The following is an 18,997-nucleotide window of genomic DNA, read 5'->3' as shown; positions in this document are numbered from 1 at the left end:
ACTAGAGATAATCGGAAAGCTCTGGTCAGATGGAGGTGCGCGTGACTGCTGAATTTCAGGAGATCGGACACTCTGGAGGAAGAATCGAAGTTCGGGTAATGACTCACCACGATTCCGGAAGGAGGGCCTACCAACTTCGATATGTCCATCGCCGTGCGGTCCCCGCAACATTGATTCAACTGTATGTCCTGCCGCAGGGCATCGCCCTTGAACCAGTTGACGCTGCAGGAATAGGAGAAGCGACTACGCCGCCATCGGTGCCAGGTGCTTGGCTGGTCATGATTTGCTCAGATAGCACGGGTCAGTTTGGACATCGTTGCCCGCGCTGTGAGGGATATTGGCGCAGCGGACCGTGGCCAGCGATCTGCCCCTACTGCCGTTTTGAAGCTCCGCCAATTAGTTTCCTGTCGGATGCGCAGAACGCTTTCATCAGGCAGTACTGCGCCCGCATGAGCGAAGCTTTCGATTCAGATGAAGATGGCGTCATTGAGATAGACATGGATGCAGTGGCTGATGCGGTAGGTGCGGATACTCCAAAGCCAGCATTCTACGTATCCGAACAGAGTCAACAGCACCAGTTTTATTGCGCCGCATGCCGATCATTCAATGACGTACTTGGACGTTACGCGTATTGCTCGTCATGTGGAACGCGCAATGATCTTGCAGTTTTCAAGGGTGAGTCCGTATCCGCAATTCGCGAAATATTAAATTCCAACAGTCGTGCCGAAGATGCGGTGCGAAGTGCAGTTTCCGCATTCGACTCGTTCGCGGGTCAGTACGCGAAGCAGCTGGCAATCCTTGTCCCCATGACAAACAGAAGGCTCGACAGACTTCGTAGAAGGTTTCATAACTTTGACGAAACGGCTTCGATGTTCAATTCGTTCTTTGATATCGACATCGGTCGTGATTTGAGGTCAGAGGATCTCAAGTTCATCGCGCTACAGTTCCATAGGCGCCACGTTTTTGAGCACAACGGCGGTGAGGTTGATGAAGTTTACCTTCGGGAAAGCGGTGATGCGTCCGTGAAACTGAAGCAAGTAATTCGGGAGTCATCGGCCAGCGCCCACCGGCTCTTGGATTTGTTGAGCCGAGTAGCAAATAACCTACATGATGGGTTCCATTCGATAATCCCCGTCAGGTCGGCGCCCATTGAATGGGCTCGTGAACATGGTGCACTGTAGCGATGGTGAAAGCGATCATGGCAATAGAGCCCGCCGCGCATGTCTAACGATTCGAACAAGCTGGCGCTGTTCGAGGCACGGTTTCATTATTCGCGTGGCGCGTCGGTGGCTCAGGCACTAGAAACCGGGTCACAGGATGGTTTTCATATGAGCCTTGGGTAGGCTGTATAACCGTACCCATAGGGCCGTCTATTAGATAATTTTCCAGCAATGGGGAAATCATGGTCGATCCAAATTTTTCAGAGTCGCAACTGCAATCTGCTGTGAATGGCGCCTTGGTCCGGCATGCTTGGGAATACCACGGGGCTTGGCTGTTGCCACACGTTGTTTCACTTTGGGATGAGTTCGATCTTGGCTGGGATACTGCATTTGTGGTGCCATGGTTTGGAGGCGGGCATCCTGATCAGGATGGGTGCAACCTGTTCATTCAGTACAAGCTTTCGGATCAACTAGTTAGCCAGGGCGCAGCGCAATGGGCTCATTGGAATGAGCCATACTACCGGTTCAAGATTCCGCATAGTACGCTGGGTAAGAGTAAAAAATACATTGACGATTTTCATCAATGGGAAAGCCTTGCGAAGCTCGCGAAAGCTGGCTATGCAACCTTCTATGCGACAAATAGCACACTTTGCAAAAAGGAGCTGCAGGCTCATTACAATGCAGGAGAGTTACTGGATCGAATTGCTTGGCTAGACGTGCACGATGTTAAGCATAAGAAGCATCGCCATGTCACTTTCACGCCTGAATCGAATTTCTTTTATCTCCACAGTGAATTGGAAAAAGTGAACAGGCGGCCCATCGTAGAGGTGCTGATACACCTATCCGAGGAGCGCCTGAACGAGAGCTTGCCACGCGCAAATGAGAGGCTGATTGCTTACTTGGCGGAAATTTTGGAGCAGGAAGGATCGGAGCAAGGCGGCGGTCCATATCGCGATGAACTCGCACGAATTCGTAACTTCTCGGCAGATGGAAATGATGCGTTCTTCGCTAGGCGCGTTCACCTTCTACTTAGGTCATTTGTCAGCCGGTACCTAGGAGCCACGCTACTCTGGATACCTCGGCGTACCGGCTAACAATTCGTCTGTGTCGACGGCACTTTGAATCGGAGCCATCTTTGTAGGCTGCCAGCAGTCTGGGCACGTCCGCTTCTGGCAGTTAGCTGACATCCAAGAGGCATGCAGAAAGAAAGGAATTCCCAAAGGACAACTGGATTCCCATGGCCGCATTCGATCATTCCCTGGTAACCCTCCGATTCTTCGGGGACGACCTCCTGCCCGAAGAAGTCAGTGCCTTGCTCGGGGCGACTCCAACCGCTTCGCATCACAAAGGCCAGGAACTCAGAGGCAACCAATCAGGCACCGTGCGTATCGCCAGGACTGGCAGCTGGCAACTTGATGCGGAGCGTCGTGAGCCTGGAGATCTGGACGCTCAGATCTTCGAAATCCTCGATCAGCTCACCGGCGATCTCGCCGTATGGCAGTCTCTGGCACGCTTCCGGCCTGATCTGTTCTGCGGTCTTTTCATGGGCAGCAGCAACGGTGGTGTCTCGCTTTCGCCCCGCGCGCTGCTCGCCCTTGGTCAGCGCGGCATTGAGCTAGGGCTGGACATCTATGAAGCCGATGAAGAAGCGCGCAACGCCCAACGCCAACAGGTCATCAATTGATGATCTCCCCACTCCCCGAAGCAACAAACGCCCTCAACTGCCGAACGAACTCCGCGTCGTAGGCTTCCCACTCCGTAATCTCCCCCACCACCCGCAACGGCTGCGCACTGCGATACGACCGCGTCGGATTCCCGGGAAACTTCTTGTTGGTCACGTTCGGATCGTCTTCAAACGGCCCGGTCGGCGCCACCACATACACACGCGGCCGCCCTTCACCCTTGGCCATCTCCGCAGCCAGCCCGGCGCCCTTGGCAATCGTGGTGAAGTAGATGTGGTTCATCACCACACTATCGCGATAGTTGGAGCGGAAGCCCGCGCTCAGCAGTTCGCCCACCGCCAGATCAGCGCGGGTGCCGTGGTAGAACGGCCCGACGACCTGGTCGCAGGTGTCATGCGAAACGGGTGTCCATTCGGTGTCCTGCGCCATCGGCACTGCCCCTGCGTGTCCTGCCGGATTGACAGGCCGGCGAGTCTAGGGCGCCCGGTGGGCCTTGCTGCAAGGCCCCATCCGGGAAATACTCTGTAAACGGGAGGCGCGGTGCGCCTCCTTTTTTCATTCTGCGGCGCCGCGTCCTTCCAGCTCGCGCACGGCGGTTTCCAGCGCGTCCAGCTTCTGGCGGGTCTTCAGCAACACGGCGCGCTGCACTTCGAACTCCTCGCGGGTGACCAGGTCGAGCTTGGCCAGGCCGGCCTGCAGCGCGCTCTTGAAGGTGGCCTGCAGTTCCTCGCGCGATTCGCGCAGGCCCGGCGGCACCAGGTCGCTGAGGCGACGGGCGAGGTCATCGATTTGGTTCAGGTCGATCATGGGGTGCTCCGTGGGGGTGGGCCCGTGCATCCGGCGCGGGCAGGCCATTCGGGCACAAGGATACTGCTGGCACCCATCGCCCGGACAGGCGGCAGCGGCTTCGCACGGGCCGCGTTCAGGCGCTATCCTCCACGCCGGAAGACAGGAGATAGACGATGAAGATGGTCATGGCGGTGATCAAGCCGTTCAAGCTCGACGACGTGCGCGAAGCGCTGGCCGAGCGTGGGGTCACCGGGATCACGGTGACGGAAGTGAAGGGCTTTGGTCGCCAGAAGGGCCATACCGAGCTGTACCGCGGCGCGGAGTATGTGGTCGATTTCCTGCCGAAGGTGAAGCTGGAAGTGGCGGTGACCGATGACCAGGTTGAGGCCGTGGTTGAGGCCATCGTGAAGGCCGCCGGCACTGGCAAGATTGGCGACGGCAAGGTGTTCGTGTACGACCTGGGCAGCGTGGTGCGTATTCGTACCGGTGAGCTGGACGCGGACGCGTTGTAACCCGTTCGGCGGGATGTTGTAGAGCCGAGCCGATGCCGGCTCTACAGAGGAGCGGTCGAGCAAGCTCGACCCCTACCAAAGCAAAGCATTTACCGGCGCTTCGCCCACTTGTAGAACCGCTTCCAGCCCTGCCGCACAGCCGCTACCCAACCAGGGTCGGCCACCAGCGCGGCCTGCGCGGCACTCGGCGCCTGGCCGGTCACGCGCTGGCGGATCTTCAGCAGGTTCTTCATGTCGCTGCGGCGCATCTGCCGGCTCAGCGGGCCGCAGCGCAGCCAGCGGGGTACGCGCCAGGCGGAGGTGAAATCCAGCAGCACCGGCACGCCGCCACTGACCACCACGTTGGTGCCATGCAGGTCGTTGTGGGTGATGCCGGCGGCATGCAGGCGGCTGAGCGCGTGCTGCAGCTGCTCGAAGACGTCGTTGCCGACGGCCTGCGCGGTGCTGAGGGTCTGGCCGGGAATGAACTCCATGCCCAGCGCCAGGCCGCCCAGGGTGCCGAGCAGTGCGGGGGCATGCTTCCAGCCGCCCAGGCGCTGCAGCATGCGGGCTTCACGGCGCACCATCAGCCGCGCGATCAGTGAAACGGGGGTGCCGCGGTAGCGGGAGTAGTCCTTGATGACGGCCTCGCGCCCATCCAGGCAGGTGCGGTAGACGTCGGGGGCCAGGAAACGCTCGCCGCGCTTGAGCAGCAGCGGGGAGGCGGCGTCATTGCCGCAGGAGGAGGGGGGGAGAGCAGGAAGATACATGTCGGGGTCTCGGACGACCCGGTGGGTGGCGCAAAGCGTCAAGCGAACCGGTGTTACAGGGAGTTACTAAGTTTTCGTTAATTTTAGTACTCGCCAGTTCGCTATTCCACGATTTGTCGGAGAAATGTCGGGGTCGTGGCTGGAACAGTTCGTCATGCAGAATCGGACAATTCCGTCTCACTTATGAGGCTCGCCCTGCTGGATCAAGGAGTTGGGCGCGCTTCCGGCCCATTCATCGGCGCCGCGCTGAACGCCACGCACGTCCGGCTTGACCCCGGCGCACGCCCTGCCGACCATAAGCTGTTAACCCGCGACATCGGCGGCCGCCCCCCTCCGGCACGTCCCCGTCCCCTGCCGCGTTCCCAACCGGTGCTGGCCGCCAGGCCGTGCATCGCCCCGTTTCCCGTTCCGGCTGCGGCTGGAGGAAAGTGCTTTGATCATCAAAATCGTCATTGCAGCGCTGTTCGTGGCCTGCGTGCTGTACATCCACTTCCGTGGCAAGGTGCGCGCGCGCTGGTCGCGCCAGCTGCTGGACCACTCCAGTTTCATGGCCCCGATCAACGTGGTCATGTACATGTTCTCGAAGGTGCCGACCACGCCGTTCCTGGACCCGGCCAAGGAGTTCCCGCAGCTGGAGCCGCTGCGCCAGAACTGGCAGATGATCCGCGACGAGGCGCTGGCGCTGCGCGATGCACAGAAGATCGCTGCGTCCAGCACGTTCAACGATGCCGGCTTCAATTCGTTCTTCCGCCGTGGCTGGAAGCGCTTCTACCTGAAGTGGTACGGCCCGTCGCACCCGTCGGCGAAGGCGATGTGTCCCAAGACCACCGCGCTGCTGGAGTCGCTGCCGGATGTGCGCGCGGCGATGTTCGCGCAGCTGCCTTCGGGCAGCGAGTTGCGCCCGCACCGCGACCCGTTCGCCGGCTCGCTGCGCCTCCACCTGGGCCTGGCCACGCCCAACAACGACGGCTGCTACATCGAAGTGGACGGCATCAAGAAGAGCTGGCGCGATGGCGAGTGGATGATGTTCGACGAGACGTACATCCACCATGCGCACAACGAGACGCCGGATGACCGCGTGATCCTGTTCTGCGACATCGCCCGCCCGCTGCGCTTCGGCCTGCCGGGGCTGTTCAACCGCGCGGTGGCGGCCACGCTGCTGGCCGGTGGTGCCTCGCCGAACCTGCCGGGTGACCCGACCGGTGGCGTCAACAAGGCGTTCGGCAGTGTCTACAAGGTGCGCCTGAAGGCCAAGGCACTGCGCGAGCGCAGCGTGGTGGCCTACCAGTTGATCAAGTGGGGCCTGGTGGTGGCGGTGATCGCGGGTATCTGGGCGCTTTGATCGTTACATGCGGTTGCCGGCCAGCGGCCGGCACTACCGGAACATGAAAAAACCCGCGCTGTCGCCAGCGCGGGTTTTTCTTTTGCATTGATGGGTGCCGACGTTGGTCGGCACGCCTTACTTCAGTGCCGCCTGTACGAACGGCGGGGTCACCAGCACGCCGGTGTGCAGCGCGGCGGTGTAGTACAGGGTGCTGAAGGTCTTGGCGGCCGAGTCGGCCTGGCGGAAGTCGAAGCTGCTGTCGCCCTTGCGCGCCATGGTCACGCTCCACCAGCCGGTGGGGTAGCACGGCTGCGGGAACGGCAGGGTCTTGAACGAACCGAAGCCGGCCTTGCCCATCTCGGTGCGCATTTCGTTGATCAGCTCCAGCTGCATCAGCGGCGACTCGGACTGCTGCACCAGGATGCCGTCGTCCTTCAGGGCCTTGAAGCAGCTCTCGTAGAAGGCCTTGTTGAACAGGCCCTCACCCGGGCCGACCGGATCGGTCGAGTCGACGATCACCACGTCCACGCTGCCCGCCGGGCAGTTGGCCATGTAGGCCACGCCGTCGTCGAACAGCAGCTCGGCGCGGGCGTCATCGTTGGAATCGCACAGTTCCGGGAAGTGCTTGCGCGCCATCACGGTGACCTGCTCGTCGATATCGCACTGGGTCACGCTCTCCACGCCGGTGTGCTTGAGCACTTCGCGCAGGGTGCCGCAGTCGCCGCCACCGATGATCACCACGCGCTTGGGCGCGGCGTGGGTGAACAGCACCGGGTGGCTGATCATCTCGTGGTAGAAGAAGTTGTCCTTGCTGGTCAGCATGATGGCCCCGTCGATGGTCATCAGGTTGCCCCAGTCGGTGGTCTGGAAGATCTCGATCTTCTGGAACGGCGACTGCACCTCGTCCAGCTTGCCGGTGATGCGGTAGCCGATGGCCGAGCCGGTGCGCTCGAAGTGTTCGATGTACCAGTTGTTGCTGTCAGTCATTGAAAACAGTCCTGTTCGGAGGGGTGGAGCCGGGCTGGCGGGCGGGGCCGCGTGGCACAGATGCCACATCCGGACGGATCGGCCCGTTCAGGTTGAAACCTGTCACGGGCGCGGGCGCGCATGATAACGAACCTGTGGGCATATAGGCGTTATCATGCCCCCCCTTTTATTGCCAACAAGGCCGACTGAAATGACCGATTGGTCCCTCGACCAAGCCCGCAAGACCTACTCGATCCCGCATTGGGCGGACGGTTACTTCGACGTGGATCAGGCCGGGCACATGGTGGTGAGACCGACCGGGGCGGACGGCCCGGTGGTGTCGCTGCCCAAGGTGGTGGACGCGGCCCGTGCGGCCGGCGCCAAGCTGCCGCTGCTGGTGCGCTTCCCGGACATCCTCGGCCAGCGCCTGGGCAAGCTGCAGGCGGCCTTCGGCCAGGCCCAGCAGGACTGGGAATACAGCGGCGGCTATACCGCCGTGTACCCGATCAAGGTCAACCAGACCCGCGGCGTGGCCGGCACCCTGGCCAGCCACCACGGCGAAGGCTTCGGCCTGGAAGCGGGCAGCAAGCCCGAGCTGATGGCCGTGCTGGCGCTGTCGCGCCCGGGTGGCCTGATCGTCTGCAACGGCTACAAGGACCGCGAGTACATCCGCCTGGCCCTGATCGGCCGCAAGCTGGGCCTGCAGACCTTCATCGTCATCGAGAAGCCGTCCGAGCTGAAGCTGGTGCTGGAAGAGTCCAAGGCGCTGGACGTGAAGCCGGGCCTGGGCGTGCGCATGCGCCTGGCCTCGCTGGGCGCCGGCAAGTGGCAGAACAGCGGTGGCGACAAGGCCAAGTTCGGCCTGTCGCCGCGCCAGCTGCTGGACCTGTGGAAGTCGCTGCGTGACACCGAGTACGCCGACTGCCTGAACCTGCTGCACTTCCACATGGGTTCGCAGATCTCCAACGTGCGCGACATCGCCAACGGCATGCGCGAAGCCACCCGCTACTTCGTGGAGCTGTCGCGCCTGGGCGCGAAGATCACCCACGTCGATGTGGGCGGTGGCCTGGGCGTGGACTATGAAGGCACCCGTTCGCGCAGCTTCTGCTCGATCAACTACGGCCTGCATTCCTACGCCAGCAACATCGTGCAGCCGCTGGCCAATGCCTGCGAAGAGTTCGGCCTGACTCCGCCGCGCATCGTCACCGAGTGCGGCCGCGCGATGACCGCGCACCACGCGGTGCTGATCGCCAACGTGTCGGAGGTGGAAGAGGCGCAGGAAGGCCGCGTGCCGGACCAGCACGACGACGAGCCGGCGGCGATCCGCCACCTGCGCGAGATCCACGACGAGCTGGACGTGCGCCCGGCGGTGGAGCTGTTCCAGGAAGCGCAGCATTTCCATGCCGAAGGCCTGGCCAGCTACGCGCTGGGCCAGATCGACCTGCCGCAGCGTGCGCGCATCGACGATCTGTTCTACGCCATCGCCCACGGCGTGCGTGCGCGCCTGAGCTATGACGAGAAGAGCCATCGCCCGGTGCTGGACGAACTGAACGAGCGCCTGGTCGACAAGTACTTCGTCAACTTCAGCGTGTTCGAATCGATCCCGGACGTGTGGGCGATCGATCAGGTGTTCCCGATCGTGCCGATCGAGCGCCTGGACGAGACCCCGGACCGTCGCGGCATCATCGCCGACATGACCTGCGACTCGGACGGCATGGTGGAAACCTATGTCGAGAACGAGAGCCTGGACAGCTCGCTGCCGCTGCACAAGATGAAGCCGGGCGAGAGCTACCGCATCGGTTTCTTCATGGTCGGCGCCTACCAGGAGATCCTGGGCGACATCCACAACCTGTTCGGCGATACCGACGCGGTGGAAGTGCTGGCCGATGCCGATGGCTACGCCATTACCCAGCAGCGCCGTGGCGACACCACCGATGTGATGCTGGATTACGTGGGTTACCGCCTGGACGAACTGCGTGCGACCTATGCGCAGCGCGTGGCCGAGGCGCAGCTGTCGCCGGAACGCGCGCAGGAGCTGTCGGAGGCGCTGGAAGCCGGCCTGACCGGTTACACCTACCTGTCCGACGAACCGCTGGTCTGAGGTAAACGGGAACGCCGGGCATCGGCCCGGCGCTACCGGCCCCGATGAGCGCGCGCGCGATCTTCCACCTGTTCCTGCATGCCGCCGTGCCAGCGCTGCTGGCATGGCTGTTCTGGCGTAAGCGCTTCGCCTCGGCGTGGCTGCTGATGCTGCTGGGCTGGATCATCGATCTGGACCATCTGCTGGCCGACCCGATCTATGCGCCGAATCGCTGCAGCATCGGGTTCCACCCGCTGCACACCGCACCGGCCATCGCGGTCTATGCCGGGTTGTGCGTGCCGAAGAAAACGCGGTTGTTCGGCATCGGTTTGATGATCCACATCGTGCTGGACGCGATTGATTGCTGGTGGATGCATCACCGTTGATGCTGGGTGCGTGTCGACCGAGGTCGACACCTACCGGGTGCACGGCGACCGGTCGGATTGGCGCTTGGTAGAGCCGGCCGCTGGCCGGCTTCCGCAGGGTGTTCCCGGTGACCACGTGGTTGCCGGCCAGCGGCCGGCACTACCCACCGTCAGGTTGGCCGAGGTCGATACCTACCGGGTGCATGATCATCGGCGGAACTGACGGACTGCTTTGGTAGATGCCGACCTTGGTCGGCGCTTTTTGATGCATGTCGACCGAGGTCGACACCTACCGGGTGCACGGTGACCGGTCGGATTGGCGCTTGGTAGAGCCGGCCGCTGGCCGGCTTCCGCAGGGTGTTCCCTGTGGGCAGGTGGTTGCCGGCCAGCGGCCGGCACTACCCACCGTTAGGTTGGCCGAGGTCGATACCTACCGGGTGCATGATCATCGGCGGAACTGACGGACTGCTTTGGTAGATGCCGACCTTGGTCGGCGCTTTTTGATGCATGTTGGCCGAGGTCGACACCTACCGGGTGTACGGCGACCGGTCGGATTGGCGCTTGGTAGAGCCGGCCGCTGGCCGGCTTCCGCAGGGTGTTCCCGATGACCGCGTGGTTGCCGGCCAGCGGCCGGCACTATCCACCGTCAGGTTGGTCGCTTCACGCCACCGGCAACCACAACGTCGCACGCAGGCCGGGCTGCGCATTTTCCAGCGCCACGCGTCCGCCATAACTGGCAGCGATATCCCCGACAATCGCCAACCCCAATCCACTGCTGCCCTCGCGCTCATCCAGCCGCACGCCACGATGGGTGACCCGTTCCAGCGCATCCGCAGCCAGGCCGGGGCCATCGTCGCGCACTTCGATGCGCAACTGCCCTTCGCTGGTTTCCGCTTCGACAGTGACCTGCTGTTGCGCCCAGCGCCCGGCGTTGTCCAGCAGGTTGCCCAGCATCTCTTCCAGATCTGCACTGGCACCGGCGAACTGCAGCGCCGGATCGATGCCTTCCGCCGTGAATGTGATGCCACGTTCGCCATGCACGCGTGCCATCAGCCGGCACATCGCCTGTGCGACGGCCGCCACGTCGGTGCGCTGGCGATGGTCGGCAGCCAGTCCTGCAGCCAGGTAACGGTCGACACTGGCCTGCATGCGCGCACTCTGCTCGCGCACGGTGGCACGCCAATGCCTGCCGTCGCCGTCAGCTTCGGTGGCCAATACGCTCAGTGGGGTCTTCAGCGCATGCGCCAGATCCTGTGCACTGGTGCGCGCACGCGCGACCATGCGTTGCTGGTGGTCCAGCAGCGCGTTGAGTTCTTCACCCAGTGGTGCGACCTCCGCGCCCAGTTCCTGCGTGTCGATGCGCTGCGCATCGCCGCGCCGTACCCGTTCCAGCTGCGCACCGAGGCGATGCAGCGGGCGCAGGCCGAAGTGCACCTGGCTGACCAGCACCGCCAGCCACGCCGCGACCAGCACGCCCAGGGCGATGGCGGTGCGCTTGCGGAACGCGGCGACATCCGCATCCAGCGCGCTGCGATCGGTGGCGACCGCGGCCACGAACGGTTCGCTGGCGCGTGGCAGGCGAACCTGCTGCACGCGTGCGCGCAGGGATTGCTGCATCGGTCCGGGCAGATTGCGCGTGGCCGGCCCGGTAGCCGGCGCCGGCAGGGTCTCATCCCACAGCGAGCGCGACTGCAGCAGCACGCGGCCATCGGCACCGGCAATCTGCCAATAGGCACCGGAAAACACGCGCTGGAAGCGTGCGTCATTGGGTTCCTGGCGCAGGCGCAGCTGTCCGTCTGCATCCACTTCGGCCTGCGCCAGCAGGGTCAGCATGTCCTGCTGCAGTTCGTGGTCGAAGCGGTCACGCGCGCTGCGCTTGAACAGCTCGCCCAGCAGTGCACTGGCCAGCAGCGAGACCAGCAGCAGGCCGACACCGCCGGCCAGCAGCAGGCGCCGCCGCAGCGACGGCTGTTGCTTCATGGCGCGGCCAGCCGCCAGCCCTGGCCGCGCACGGTCTGGATCAGGTCGGTGCCGAGCTTGCGGCGCACGCGTCCGAGCAGCACGTCCAGTGCGTTGGAGTCCGGGTCATGGCCGCCGTCGAACACCTGCTCGCCCAGCCGGTCGCGGCCGATCACCTGCCCGCTGTGGTGGATGAAGTAGCTGAGCAGGCGGAACTCCTGCGGACTGAGGGGCAGCGTCTGCCCGTCCAGTTCGAAGCGGCCGGCGTTGACGTCCAGCTGCAGCGGGCCGCAGTGCAGGCGCGGGCTGGCGTGGCCGTGGCTGCGGCGGATCAGGGCGCGCAGGCGCAGCACCAGTTCGTCGGCCTGGAAGGGTTTGGTGAGGTAATCGTCGGCGCCGGCGTCGAAGCCGGCCAGCTTGTCGTGCCAGCGCCCGCGCGCGGTCAGTACCAGCACCGGGAAGCTGCGGCCGTTGCCGCGCCAGCGCTCGATCACGCTCAGTCCATCCAGCCCGGGCAGGCCGAGGTCGACGATGGCGGCCTGCAGGTCCTCGATCTGGCCGATCTCTTCGGCCTCGCGGCCATCGGCGACCACGTGCACCACGTAGCCGGCCTGTTCCAGCAGGGGCACCAGGCGTTGTGCCAGTGCGGCATCGTCTTCGGCCAACAGGATGCGCATCAATCGTCTAGCTCCGTCTTCAGCAGCTTTCCGCTGCGCGCATCATAGTCCAGCTCCACCACCACGCCGTCGCCGCGCAGGATCTCCACTTCGTAGACGCCGTCGTCCAGCTCCACTTCCAGCAACTGGCCCGGGTAGCGCTTGAGTGCGTCGCGGACCACGCTTTCCAGCGGTACGTAGCGGCCCTGTTGCACGGCACGGCGCGCGACCTGTTGCGCCGGGTCCTGTACGGGCGCGGCGGCGATCGGGGCGTTGGCCAGGGCCAGCAGCAGGGGCAGGGTGGCGAGCATGCGGGTACGGAAAGAAAGAGGGGTACAGGCGCGAGTGTGGCCGGGATGACTAACAGCGGGCTAACAGCCACGGCTAAGGCGCTGTTAACCGGGGCATGCATCGTGGCGTTGCCGGGATGGTCCGGCCACGAACACGAACAGGAGAACCCCCATGTTGAAGTCCCTCACCCTCGCCACCCTTGCTGCGCTGGCCATCGCACCGGCCGTACAGGCCGCACCGCTGGGCATGGCCCAGGTCGAACAGACCCTGCGCAAGGCCGGCTACACCCAGATCCACGAGATCGAACGCGATGACGGCCTGTGGGAAGCCGACGTGAGCCGCGCTGATGGCCGCTTCAGCGAGGTCTACGTGGACCCGAAGACCGGCGAGATCTTCGATGAGCGCAGCGGCCGCACGCTGCTGACCACCGAGCAGGTACTGGCTCGTGCACAGGCGCATGGCCTGCGCGAAATCCATTCGCTGGAACGCGATGGTGCGACCTGGTCGCTGGAAGCGCGCAATGCCCGCAACCAGAAGGTGGAAGTGCGCCTGAGTGGCTATGACGGCCGTATCCTGCACAGCGAGCGTGACGGTTGGCTGGATTGATTCGCGTACCGGTAGGTGCCGGCCGCTGGCCGGCACAGAGCGCAGAGCGTGTCGACCAAGGTCGACACCCACCCGCACATGCGAGGTCGACACCTACCAAGCGTACACTGCGGTAGCGGCCGACCTTGGCCGGCCCAGGCCCGGCGCGGGGCTTACCAGCCGTACGGCGGCGGGTAATCCCAGCCCGGGCCGCGGCCGTAGTAGCCGCCATACGGGCCGAAGAAGCCCGGACCCTTGCCTTCACTCACGTGGATGTTGAGGTTGACCCCGTGGGTCTTGCCTTCATCGGTGGTGTAGTTCTTGCTGAGGTTCAGCGTGGCGGCGTTGTAGTGGCTGTTGCCGCCGTTCTTCGAATAGCCGATGCCGGTGGTGAAGCTGCCGGACACCTTTACCTTGTCGTCGGTCACGTCGGCGATCTTGGCGTCGTCATGCACGCGCGGGCCGCTCTTGTCACCGTAATAGGTGCCGGGCGGGTCCTGCTGCAGGGCCGGGTCGTTGAGGTAGCGCATCGGCGCCTGCGGCAGCGTCAGGTCCAGGCCGGCAGCCTGCGGCGCGGTGGCGCCAGCGGCGGACTGGGCCAGCACGGTTCCCGGCAGGGCCAGGCACAGCAGCAGGGTCAGGGGGCGGATCATGACGGCGCTCCAGCGGACAGGTGGCCGCGCAACACGCGGCGGTACAGGCCGACGCTAGCAGGGGTTGCTTGAATGATGCCTGTCGGCGCCGGATTGGGGTAGAGCCAGGCCATGCCTGGCTGCAGGTCACAACCGGCCGAACCCGAACAGCCCTTCCAGCGCATGCCTGCGCCGCTCGATCCGGGCCCGCAGCAGCTGGGCGCCGATCATCGAATAGGTGATGCCGTTGCCGCCGTAGGCCATGGCGAAATGCACCCGCGGGCCCCACTGCGCGTGGGGGCCGAAGAACGGCAGGCCGTCGGCGGTTTCGGCGAAGGTCCCGGCCCAGGAGAAGGCCGGCACCGGGTCCAACCGCGGGAACCAATGCAGCAGCTGTTTCATCAGCGTGTCGGCCTTGCGCTGTACGCGCCGGTCGCGCCGGGCCGGGATATCAATGGCATCGTCCAACCCACCCACCAGCAGGCGACGGTCGCCGGTGGCGCGCAGGTACAGGTACGGGCGTGCGCTCTCCCACACCATCGTGTTGCGCAGCCGGCCGAGCACGTCCGCATCGATGGGATCGGTGATGAAGGCATAACTGCTGCGGTTGCGTGCGACGCGCTGCTGCAGCCACGCCTGGTTGGCATAGCCCATTGCCAGCACCACGTGGCGGGCATGGATGGTAGCGCCGCCCTCGGTGACCGCGCTCACGCCGCGCGCGGTGGGTGTCAGCGTGTGCAGCACCGTGCGGTCATGCACATTGCCACCGCGCCGGCGCACGCGTTGCAGCAACCCATAGGTCAGGCGGTAGGGATCGACCCGCGCGGCCTGCCGGGTCAGCAGGGCACCACCAGCGTTCACGTCGAAGCGTTCCTGCAGTGCCTCCGGGCCCAGCCAACGGGCATCCAGGCCGATGCTGCGCCGCGCCTCGCCTTCGGCCATCAGGCGCGGCACGTCGCGATGGCGGCTGGCCAGGTACAGGCTGTCCATGCGCTGGAAATCCACGTCCTTCACCCCGCGCGCCACCTCGGCCAGGGCCGGGATTGCCTCCGCACAGGCCCGGTACGCCCGTGCAGCGGCGTCCTGACCGTAGCGCTCGGTCAGTTCCAGCAGATGGGTATCGATCTCGTACTGCAGCAGCGCGGTGCTGGCGGCGGTGCTGCCCCAGCCGATGTCGCGCTGTTCGATCACCGCAATGTCGTGGCCGTTATGGGACAGCTCGTCTGCGATCAGCGCACCGGTGATGCCGCCGCCGACCACCAGCACGTCGCAGCGCAGGTCCTGCTGCAGCGGCGGGAAGGCATGGATCAGGCCGTTGCGTACCGCCCACCAGGGGTAACCGCTCTTCAGGTCCATGGCTGCGCGTGGCTCAGGCCGTGGGCTGGCCGGTATGTGGGGTCTGGATCAGTTCGGACAGATCGAAGCCCTGCAGGCGGGCGGCCGCCAGATAATGATCCTGCACGGTCGCGTCCAGGCGTGGCTCGCGCGCCAGCAGCCACAGGTACTTGCGATCCGGGCTGCCGACCAGCGAGACGCTGTAGTCCGGGGCAACCTGGATCACCCAGTAGTCGCCCTTGGCGAACGGCAACCAGCGCAGGCCCTTGGGCAGGAAACTCACTTCCAGGCGCGCGCTGTCGTTGTCGACGGCGCAGGCCTCGCCAGTGGCTTCCTCGATCTCGCCGTCCATGCGGCAGCGGTTGGTGACGCCGACGTTGCCGTTGTCGAGCAGGGTGTAGTGCGCCGACACGTCGGTGCAGCCCTCCGGCTCGTGGCGCATCGGCAGGCGCGCGATCTCGTACCAGGTGCCCAGGTAGCGGGGCAGCTTGAGGTCGGCGACGGTCTTCAGCGGCGGGTGCTCGGTCATCGGTCATCGTGACAGGGGTGGGCCTCCACGATGCCGATGGCCTTGCCATGGGCGGGTGAAGCCGGGGCGATGGCCGTGTCCAGAACGGTCCGTCGCCCCGGCGGAGCGCGCGTTGTCACCGGCGTGGCGGTATCCTGCCGCCAGCGCCGTGTTTTCCTGATCCAACCGAGGTGGAGGTGCCGATGTACCAGGTGATCCTGTTGAAGAGTGAATCCGCGTTCGCGCGCGAACAGTGGCCGCAGGTCGACGACCTGGTCGACTACGAGGGCGTGGCCTACAGCCTGCGTGCCGGCCCGCGCCAACCGCTGCCGACCGACCACGACTGGCACCCGGTGGCGGTGTACGCGCCCGATGAGATCACCGAGGAAGAGTTCCAGGACTGGTACGCGCTGCAGCAGCCGACCGTGGAAGAGCTGCGCCTGAAGTACTGAGTACCGCGGACGGGCAGTGTCGAGCCTGCTCGACGCTGCTGGAACCGCGCATCCGCCCTTTACCGCCTCTGCCGTATAGTCGCGCGCAGGCGCGGTGGTCCGCGCGAACCGGTGTGGCTGCGTGTCTTCTTTCCTGCGATCGATCCGTGCACGGGGGCCCTGGTGGGTCCTGCTGCTGTGCACTGCCTTCCTGCTGTCTGCGCCGGTGCTGGCGCAGGATGAGGACCCCACGCCGAAGCAGCAGCTGGCGGATATCGATTCCAGCCTGAAGGATGTGGAGCGCAAGCGTGGCGATGCAGAAGCCACCGAGACGCTGGCGATGCTGTCCGAGAATGCCTCGCAGGCACGGCGTGACGCCGAGGCGCTGGAAAAGGCGCTGCAGCCACAGTTGGATCGACTCAACGAACAGCTGGCGCAGCTGGGAACGCCGGCAGAAGGCACGACCGAACCGCCGGAACTGGCAACCCAGCGGCGCACCCTCACCAAACAGCGCGACGGCCTGGCCGCTTCGGTGGTGCAGGCCAAGGCCAGTGCCGTGCGTGCGCAGCAGCTGGCGGCGGACATCGAGCAGCAGCGCACCGCACAACGCACGGAAGAACTGGGCCAGAAGGTCGCCTCGCCGCTGTCGCCTGCGCTGTGGAGCAAGGTGGCCGAGCGCCTGCCGATCGATATCGCGCGCGTTGCGCCGTTGGCCGAGCAGGGGCGCGACGCGCTGGTCGCCGGCATCCGCACCCATGGCTGGGGCACGCCGTTGCTGGGCCTGCTGGCCGCGCTGGTGATGATGTTCCCGCTGCGGCTGTGGCTGCGCGCGCTGGGACGCAGGTTCGCCGCGTCCGAGCGCGCGCCTGACGGTCGCCTGCGCCGGTCCGGCCTGGCCATGTGGCTGCTGCTGGTGGGCACGCTGCTGCCGGGTTATGCGGTGGTGGTGCTGATGGCGGCGCTGGATGCCATCGACGCGATCGCGCCGCGCTTGCAGGTGGTGGCCGACGGGCTGGAGACCGCCACCTTCCGTGCGGCCTTCATTGCAGCGCTCAGCGCCTGCCTGCTGGTGCCCAAGCGCCCGTCATGGCGGCTGTTGAACCTGGACGATACCGCCGCGCTGAAGCTGCGCAAGTACGCCTGGGGTGCGGCGGCGCTGGCCTGGCTGAGCACGGTGCTGGTGGCCCTGGACCAGGCCACGCGCACCAGCGATGTCACCACGGTGGCGTTGGACGGCTTGATTGCGCTGACCTACCTCGGCCTGATCATGGCCATGTTGGTGACCCTGGCGCGCCTGCATCGGCGGCAGACCGCCGAGGCCGAGGCCAAGCTGGAAGCACAGGCCGATGGCCTTGGCGTGAGTACGCCGGTGCGCCGCAGCAGCTGGCTGGTACTGGCCCGGGTAGCGGGCAATATCGCCGTGGTGGCCGCCATCATTGCCACGTTGCTGGGCTACCTGAATTTCGCCAAGTTCGTGAACCAGCAGCTGATCGGCGGCAGCATCGTAGTGCTGGCCGCGACGTTGCTGTTCAAGTTCGTCGACGACCTGAGCACCTGGATGCTCAACGCCGACAGCAAGGTCGGCCAGACCATCCTGCTCAGCACCGGCCTGAGCGTGTCGCGGCTGGAACAGGCGGGCGTGCTGCTGTCGGCGGCGTTGCGCACGATTGTCGTGCTGCTTGCGCTGCTGGCGTTGGTGGCGCCGTTCGGCAACATCGGCGCGGTGGTGGAGCGCTTTTCTTCGCTGTTCACCTCTGGATTCGATATTGGCGGAACCAAGCTGGAGCCGGTGCGCATCGTGCTGGCGGTGCTGGTGCTGTTGGCTGGCCTGGCCGTTACCCAGCTGGTACAGCGTTGGCTGACCGACACCTACCTGCCCAAGACCGAGCTGGACCTGGGTGCACGCAATTCGGTGAGTACCGTTGCCCGTTACGTGGGCATCATCATCGCGGTGATCTGGGCGCTGAGCGCGATGGGCCTGCAGCTGAGCAAGCTGGCATTGCTGGTCAGCGCGCTGTCGGTGGGTATTGGTTTCGGCCTGCAGGTGATCACCCAGAACTTCGTCTCCGGCCTGATCCTGCTGGCCGAGCGCCCGGTGAAGATCGGCGACTGGGTGAAGCTGGGCGACCAGGAGGGCGACATCCGCCGCATCAGCCTGCGTTCGACCGAGATCCAGGTGGGCGACAAGTCGACGCTGATCGTGCCCAACTCCGAGCTGGTCACCAAGACCGTGCGCAACATGACGATGGGCAACAACCAGGGTCGCATCCAGATCCAGTTCGCGGTGCCGCCCAGCACGGATGTCGGCAACCTGCGGCAGGCGCTGCTGGATGCGTACACCGCGCACACCAACGTGCTGAAGCAGCCGGCGCCGACGGTCTACATCGACAGCATTGCCGGTGGCCAGATCACCATCAACAGTTTCGCGTACGTGGCCAGCCCGCGGCAGGTCTATGCCACCCGCAGCGATCTGTACTTCAGCCTGCTGCAGATCCTGGCCGAGCGGAATATTCCGCTGTCGACCCCGACCGATATCCACATCACCCGCGATCCGCAGGAGTAGGGGTTTCTTTGCAGGGCTGCGCCCTGCACCTGCTACAAGCCGGAGCAACGGCAACAGCAACCGCAACGGCAAAAGCTGGTTTCCTGTGGGATGGCGGGGTGGGTCCGGTTGCGGGAGACGTCGTAAACCCATCCCTGGGGCTTGGCCGCGGCATCCATGCCGCGGACACTCCCGCAACCGGACCCACCCCGCCTTTGACAGATTTCCGTGATCTGCTGGACATGCTCTTGGGGTCAGATCCGTTTTCCGGAGGAAAACGGATCTGACCCCGGAAATTCATTCGATATCTGACAGATGTGTCGACCAAGGTCGACACCTACCGGCGGCCGCAGAAATCTGTCAGAGGTGGGGCGGTGTCGGAGTGCGGGGTGTCAGCCGCATGGATGCGGCTGCCAAGCCCCCAGGGATGG

Annotated in this window: 20 protein-coding genes; 10 read left to right on the top strand and 10 right to left on the bottom strand. The window is 64.7% G+C overall.

Features of this window, described 5'->3' with window-relative positions:
* The first annotated feature begins 41 nt into the window (after nucleotides 1-41).
* From EGM71_RS19280 to EGM71_RS19270, 3 genes are all read left to right on the top strand, one after another.
* On the top strand, nucleotides 42-1,181 hold the full coding sequence (locus tag EGM71_RS19280) for a hypothetical protein (protein ID WP_188486454.1): 1,140 nt from the start codon (nucleotides 42-44) through the stop codon (nucleotides 1,179-1,181).
* Nucleotides 1,182-1,402: 221 nt separating this feature from the next.
* Nucleotides 1,403-2,254: a hypothetical protein gene (locus EGM71_RS19275; protein ID WP_188486452.1), complete on the top strand. Its 852-nt coding sequence runs from the start codon at nucleotides 1,403-1,405 to the stop codon at nucleotides 2,252-2,254.
* Between the two features lie 143 nt (nucleotides 2,255-2,397).
* A complete protein-coding gene (locus EGM71_RS19270; protein ID WP_188486450.1) occupies nucleotides 2,398-2,844 on the top strand; it encodes a DUF4279 domain-containing protein in 447 nt (148 codons plus the stop codon).
* Here the strand turns inward: EGM71_RS19270 and arr are convergent.
* Both arr and ubiK read right to left on the bottom strand, forming a co-directional pair.
* Nucleotides 2,837-3,271 carry an NAD(+)--rifampin ADP-ribosyltransferase gene (arr, locus tag EGM71_RS19265; protein ID WP_188486448.1) on the bottom strand — a complete coding sequence of 145 codons (435 nt, stop codon included), beginning with the start codon at nucleotides 3,269-3,271 and terminating at the stop codon, nucleotides 2,837-2,839. The genes EGM71_RS19270 and arr overlap by 8 nt on opposite strands.
* A gap of 126 nt (nucleotides 3,272-3,397) precedes the next feature.
* The gene (gene ubiK / locus EGM71_RS19260; RefSeq protein ID WP_005419983.1) at nucleotides 3,398-3,649 is read right to left on the bottom strand and encodes a ubiquinone biosynthesis accessory factor UbiK; all 252 of its coding nucleotides are present in this window, start codon (nucleotides 3,647-3,649) and stop codon (nucleotides 3,398-3,400) included.
* A 155-nt stretch (nucleotides 3,650-3,804) separates the two neighbouring features.
* Here ubiK and EGM71_RS19255 point away from each other — a divergent pair, with 155 nt between their 5' ends.
* Nucleotides 3,805-4,143 (top strand): P-II family nitrogen regulator, encoded by a 339-nt coding sequence (locus EGM71_RS19255; RefSeq protein WP_005411374.1) that lies wholly within the window; start codon nucleotides 3,805-3,807, stop codon nucleotides 4,141-4,143.
* A gap of 89 nt (nucleotides 4,144-4,232) precedes the next feature.
* On the opposite strand, the gene EGM71_RS19250 is transcribed toward EGM71_RS19255, so the two are convergent.
* Nucleotides 4,233-4,892, bottom strand: coding sequence for an RIO1 family regulatory kinase/ATPase (locus tag EGM71_RS19250; protein WP_188486447.1), 660 nt, complete (start codon nucleotides 4,890-4,892; stop codon nucleotides 4,233-4,235).
* 436 nt (nucleotides 4,893-5,328) lie between these two features.
* Between EGM71_RS19250 and EGM71_RS19245 the strand changes: the two genes are divergently transcribed.
* Nucleotides 5,329-6,234 carry an aspartyl/asparaginyl beta-hydroxylase domain-containing protein gene (locus EGM71_RS19245; RefSeq protein WP_024957655.1) on the top strand — a complete coding sequence of 302 codons (906 nt, stop codon included), beginning with the start codon at nucleotides 5,329-5,331 and terminating at the stop codon, nucleotides 6,232-6,234.
* 117 nt (nucleotides 6,235-6,351) lie between these two features.
* Here the strand turns inward: EGM71_RS19245 and speE are convergent, their stop codons facing one another.
* On the bottom strand, nucleotides 6,352-7,203 hold the full coding sequence (gene speE, locus EGM71_RS19240; protein ID WP_188486445.1) for a polyamine aminopropyltransferase: 852 nt from the start codon (nucleotides 7,201-7,203) through the stop codon (nucleotides 6,352-6,354).
* Between the two features lie 190 nt (nucleotides 7,204-7,393).
* Here speE and speA point away from each other — a divergent pair, with 190 nt between their 5' ends.
* Entirely contained in the window at nucleotides 7,394-9,283 is a 1,890-nt protein-coding gene (gene speA / locus EGM71_RS19235) for an arginine decarboxylase (protein WP_012512349.1), read from the top strand.
* 44 nt (nucleotides 9,284-9,327) lie between these two features.
* Nucleotides 9,328-9,648 (top strand): DUF6122 family protein, encoded by a 321-nt coding sequence (locus EGM71_RS19230; protein WP_006474656.1) that lies wholly within the window; start codon nucleotides 9,328-9,330, stop codon nucleotides 9,646-9,648.
* Nucleotides 9,649-10,287: 639 nt separating this feature from the next.
* Here EGM71_RS19230 and EGM71_RS19225 read toward each other — a convergent pair.
* The 3 genes from EGM71_RS19225 to EGM71_RS19215 are packed head-to-tail and all read right to left on the bottom strand — an operon-like array spanning nucleotide 10,288 to nucleotide 12,553.
* Nucleotides 10,288-11,607, bottom strand: coding sequence for a sensor histidine kinase (locus EGM71_RS19225; RefSeq protein ID WP_188486443.1), 1,320 nt, complete (start codon nucleotides 11,605-11,607; stop codon nucleotides 10,288-10,290).
* Nucleotides 11,604-12,263 carry a response regulator transcription factor gene (locus EGM71_RS19220; RefSeq protein ID WP_188486441.1) on the bottom strand — a complete coding sequence of 220 codons (660 nt, stop codon included), beginning with the start codon at nucleotides 12,261-12,263 and terminating at the stop codon, nucleotides 11,604-11,606. Before EGM71_RS19220 ends, EGM71_RS19225 begins: the two co-directional genes overlap by 4 nt.
* Entirely contained in the window at nucleotides 12,263-12,553 is a 291-nt protein-coding gene (locus EGM71_RS19215; protein WP_014038778.1) for a PepSY domain-containing protein, read from the bottom strand. The genes EGM71_RS19220 and EGM71_RS19215 overlap by 1 nt, the downstream gene beginning before the upstream one ends.
* Nucleotides 12,554-12,704: 151 nt before the next feature.
* On the opposite strand from EGM71_RS19215, the gene EGM71_RS19210 reads away from it, so the two are divergent.
* On the top strand, nucleotides 12,705-13,139 hold the full coding sequence (locus tag EGM71_RS19210) for a PepSY domain-containing protein (RefSeq protein ID WP_188486439.1): 435 nt from the start codon (nucleotides 12,705-12,707) through the stop codon (nucleotides 13,137-13,139).
* A 152-nt stretch (nucleotides 13,140-13,291) separates the two neighbouring features.
* Here EGM71_RS19210 and EGM71_RS19205 read toward each other — a convergent pair whose 3' ends face one another.
* The 3 genes from EGM71_RS19205 to EGM71_RS19195 form a co-directional block, all read right to left on the bottom strand.
* Nucleotides 13,292-13,771, bottom strand: a complete 480-nt coding sequence (locus EGM71_RS19205; RefSeq protein WP_014038776.1) for a hypothetical protein — start codon at nucleotides 13,769-13,771, stop codon at nucleotides 13,292-13,294.
* 126 nt (nucleotides 13,772-13,897) lie between these two features.
* On the bottom strand, nucleotides 13,898-15,106 hold the full coding sequence (locus EGM71_RS19200; protein ID WP_188486437.1) for an NAD(P)/FAD-dependent oxidoreductase: 1,209 nt from the start codon (nucleotides 15,104-15,106) through the stop codon (nucleotides 13,898-13,900).
* Nucleotides 15,107-15,119: 13 nt separating this feature from the next.
* A complete protein-coding gene (locus tag EGM71_RS19195) occupies nucleotides 15,120-15,614 on the bottom strand; it encodes a lipocalin family protein (RefSeq protein ID WP_053497449.1) in 495 nt (164 codons plus the stop codon).
* Nucleotides 15,615-15,796: 182 nt separating this feature from the next.
* Here EGM71_RS19195 and EGM71_RS19190 point away from each other — a divergent pair, with 182 nt between their 5' ends.
* Both EGM71_RS19190 and EGM71_RS19185 read left to right on the top strand, forming a co-directional pair.
* The gene (locus tag EGM71_RS19190; RefSeq protein ID WP_006399378.1) at nucleotides 15,797-16,045 is read left to right on the top strand and encodes a hypothetical protein; all 249 of its coding nucleotides are present in this window, start codon (nucleotides 15,797-15,799) and stop codon (nucleotides 16,043-16,045) included.
* Nucleotides 16,046-16,166: 121 nt separating this feature from the next.
* Entirely contained in the window at nucleotides 16,167-18,587 is a 2,421-nt protein-coding gene (locus EGM71_RS19185) for a DUF3772 domain-containing protein (RefSeq protein ID WP_188486435.1), read from the top strand.
* Nucleotides 18,588-18,997 lie beyond the last annotated feature (410 nt).

The organism is Stenotrophomonas maltophilia (genome assembly GCF_006970445.1).
In the GTDB taxonomy this organism is placed as follows: domain Bacteria; phylum Pseudomonadota; class Gammaproteobacteria; order Xanthomonadales; family Xanthomonadaceae; genus Stenotrophomonas; species Stenotrophomonas maltophilia_AU.
The sequence above is the reverse complement of the archived record's forward strand: the minus strand, read 5'-3'. Positions and strand labels throughout refer to the sequence as shown.

Bases quoted from the DNA above. Each gene is read 5' to 3' on its own strand.
- EGM71_RS19275 (WP_188486452.1), top strand. From the start codon at position 1,403: ATGGTCGATCCAAATTTTTCAGAGTCGCAACTGCAATCTGCTGTGAAT.
- EGM71_RS19270 (WP_188486450.1), top strand. From the start codon at position 2,398: ATGGCCGCATTCGATCATTCCCTGGTAACCCTCCGATTCTTCGGGGAC.
- arr (WP_188486448.1), bottom strand. From the start codon at position 3,271: ATGGCGCAGGACACCGAATGGACACCCGTTTCGCATGACACCTGCGAC.
- ubiK (WP_005419983.1), bottom strand. From the start codon at position 3,649: ATGATCGACCTGAACCAAATCGATGACCTCGCCCGTCGCCTCAGCGAC.
- EGM71_RS19255 (WP_005411374.1), top strand. From the start codon at position 3,805: ATGAAGATGGTCATGGCGGTGATCAAGCCGTTCAAGCTCGACGACGTG.
- EGM71_RS19250 (WP_188486447.1), bottom strand. From the start codon at position 4,892: ATGTATCTTCCTGCTCTCCCCCCCTCCTCCTGCGGCAATGACGCCGCC.
- speE (WP_188486445.1), bottom strand. From the start codon at position 7,203: ATGACTGACAGCAACAACTGGTACATCGAACACTTCGAGCGCACCGGC.
- speA (WP_012512349.1), top strand. From the start codon at position 7,394: ATGACCGATTGGTCCCTCGACCAAGCCCGCAAGACCTACTCGATCCCG.
- EGM71_RS19230 (WP_006474656.1), top strand. From the start codon at position 9,328: ATGAGCGCGCGCGCGATCTTCCACCTGTTCCTGCATGCCGCCGTGCCA.
- EGM71_RS19225 (WP_188486443.1), bottom strand. From the start codon at position 11,607: ATGAAGCAACAGCCGTCGCTGCGGCGGCGCCTGCTGCTGGCCGGCGGT.
- EGM71_RS19220 (WP_188486441.1), bottom strand. From the start codon at position 12,263: ATGCGCATCCTGTTGGCCGAAGACGATGCCGCACTGGCACAACGCCTG.
- EGM71_RS19215 (WP_014038778.1), bottom strand. From the start codon at position 12,553: ATGCTCGCCACCCTGCCCCTGCTGCTGGCCCTGGCCAACGCCCCGATC.
- EGM71_RS19210 (WP_188486439.1), top strand. From the start codon at position 12,705: ATGTTGAAGTCCCTCACCCTCGCCACCCTTGCTGCGCTGGCCATCGCA.
- EGM71_RS19205 (WP_014038776.1), bottom strand. From the start codon at position 13,771: ATGATCCGCCCCCTGACCCTGCTGCTGTGCCTGGCCCTGCCGGGAACC.
- EGM71_RS19200 (WP_188486437.1), bottom strand. From the start codon at position 15,106: ATGGACCTGAAGAGCGGTTACCCCTGGTGGGCGGTACGCAACGGCCTG.
- EGM71_RS19195 (WP_053497449.1), bottom strand. From the start codon at position 15,614: ATGACCGAGCACCCGCCGCTGAAGACCGTCGCCGACCTCAAGCTGCCC.
- EGM71_RS19190 (WP_006399378.1), top strand. From the start codon at position 15,797: ATGTACCAGGTGATCCTGTTGAAGAGTGAATCCGCGTTCGCGCGCGAA.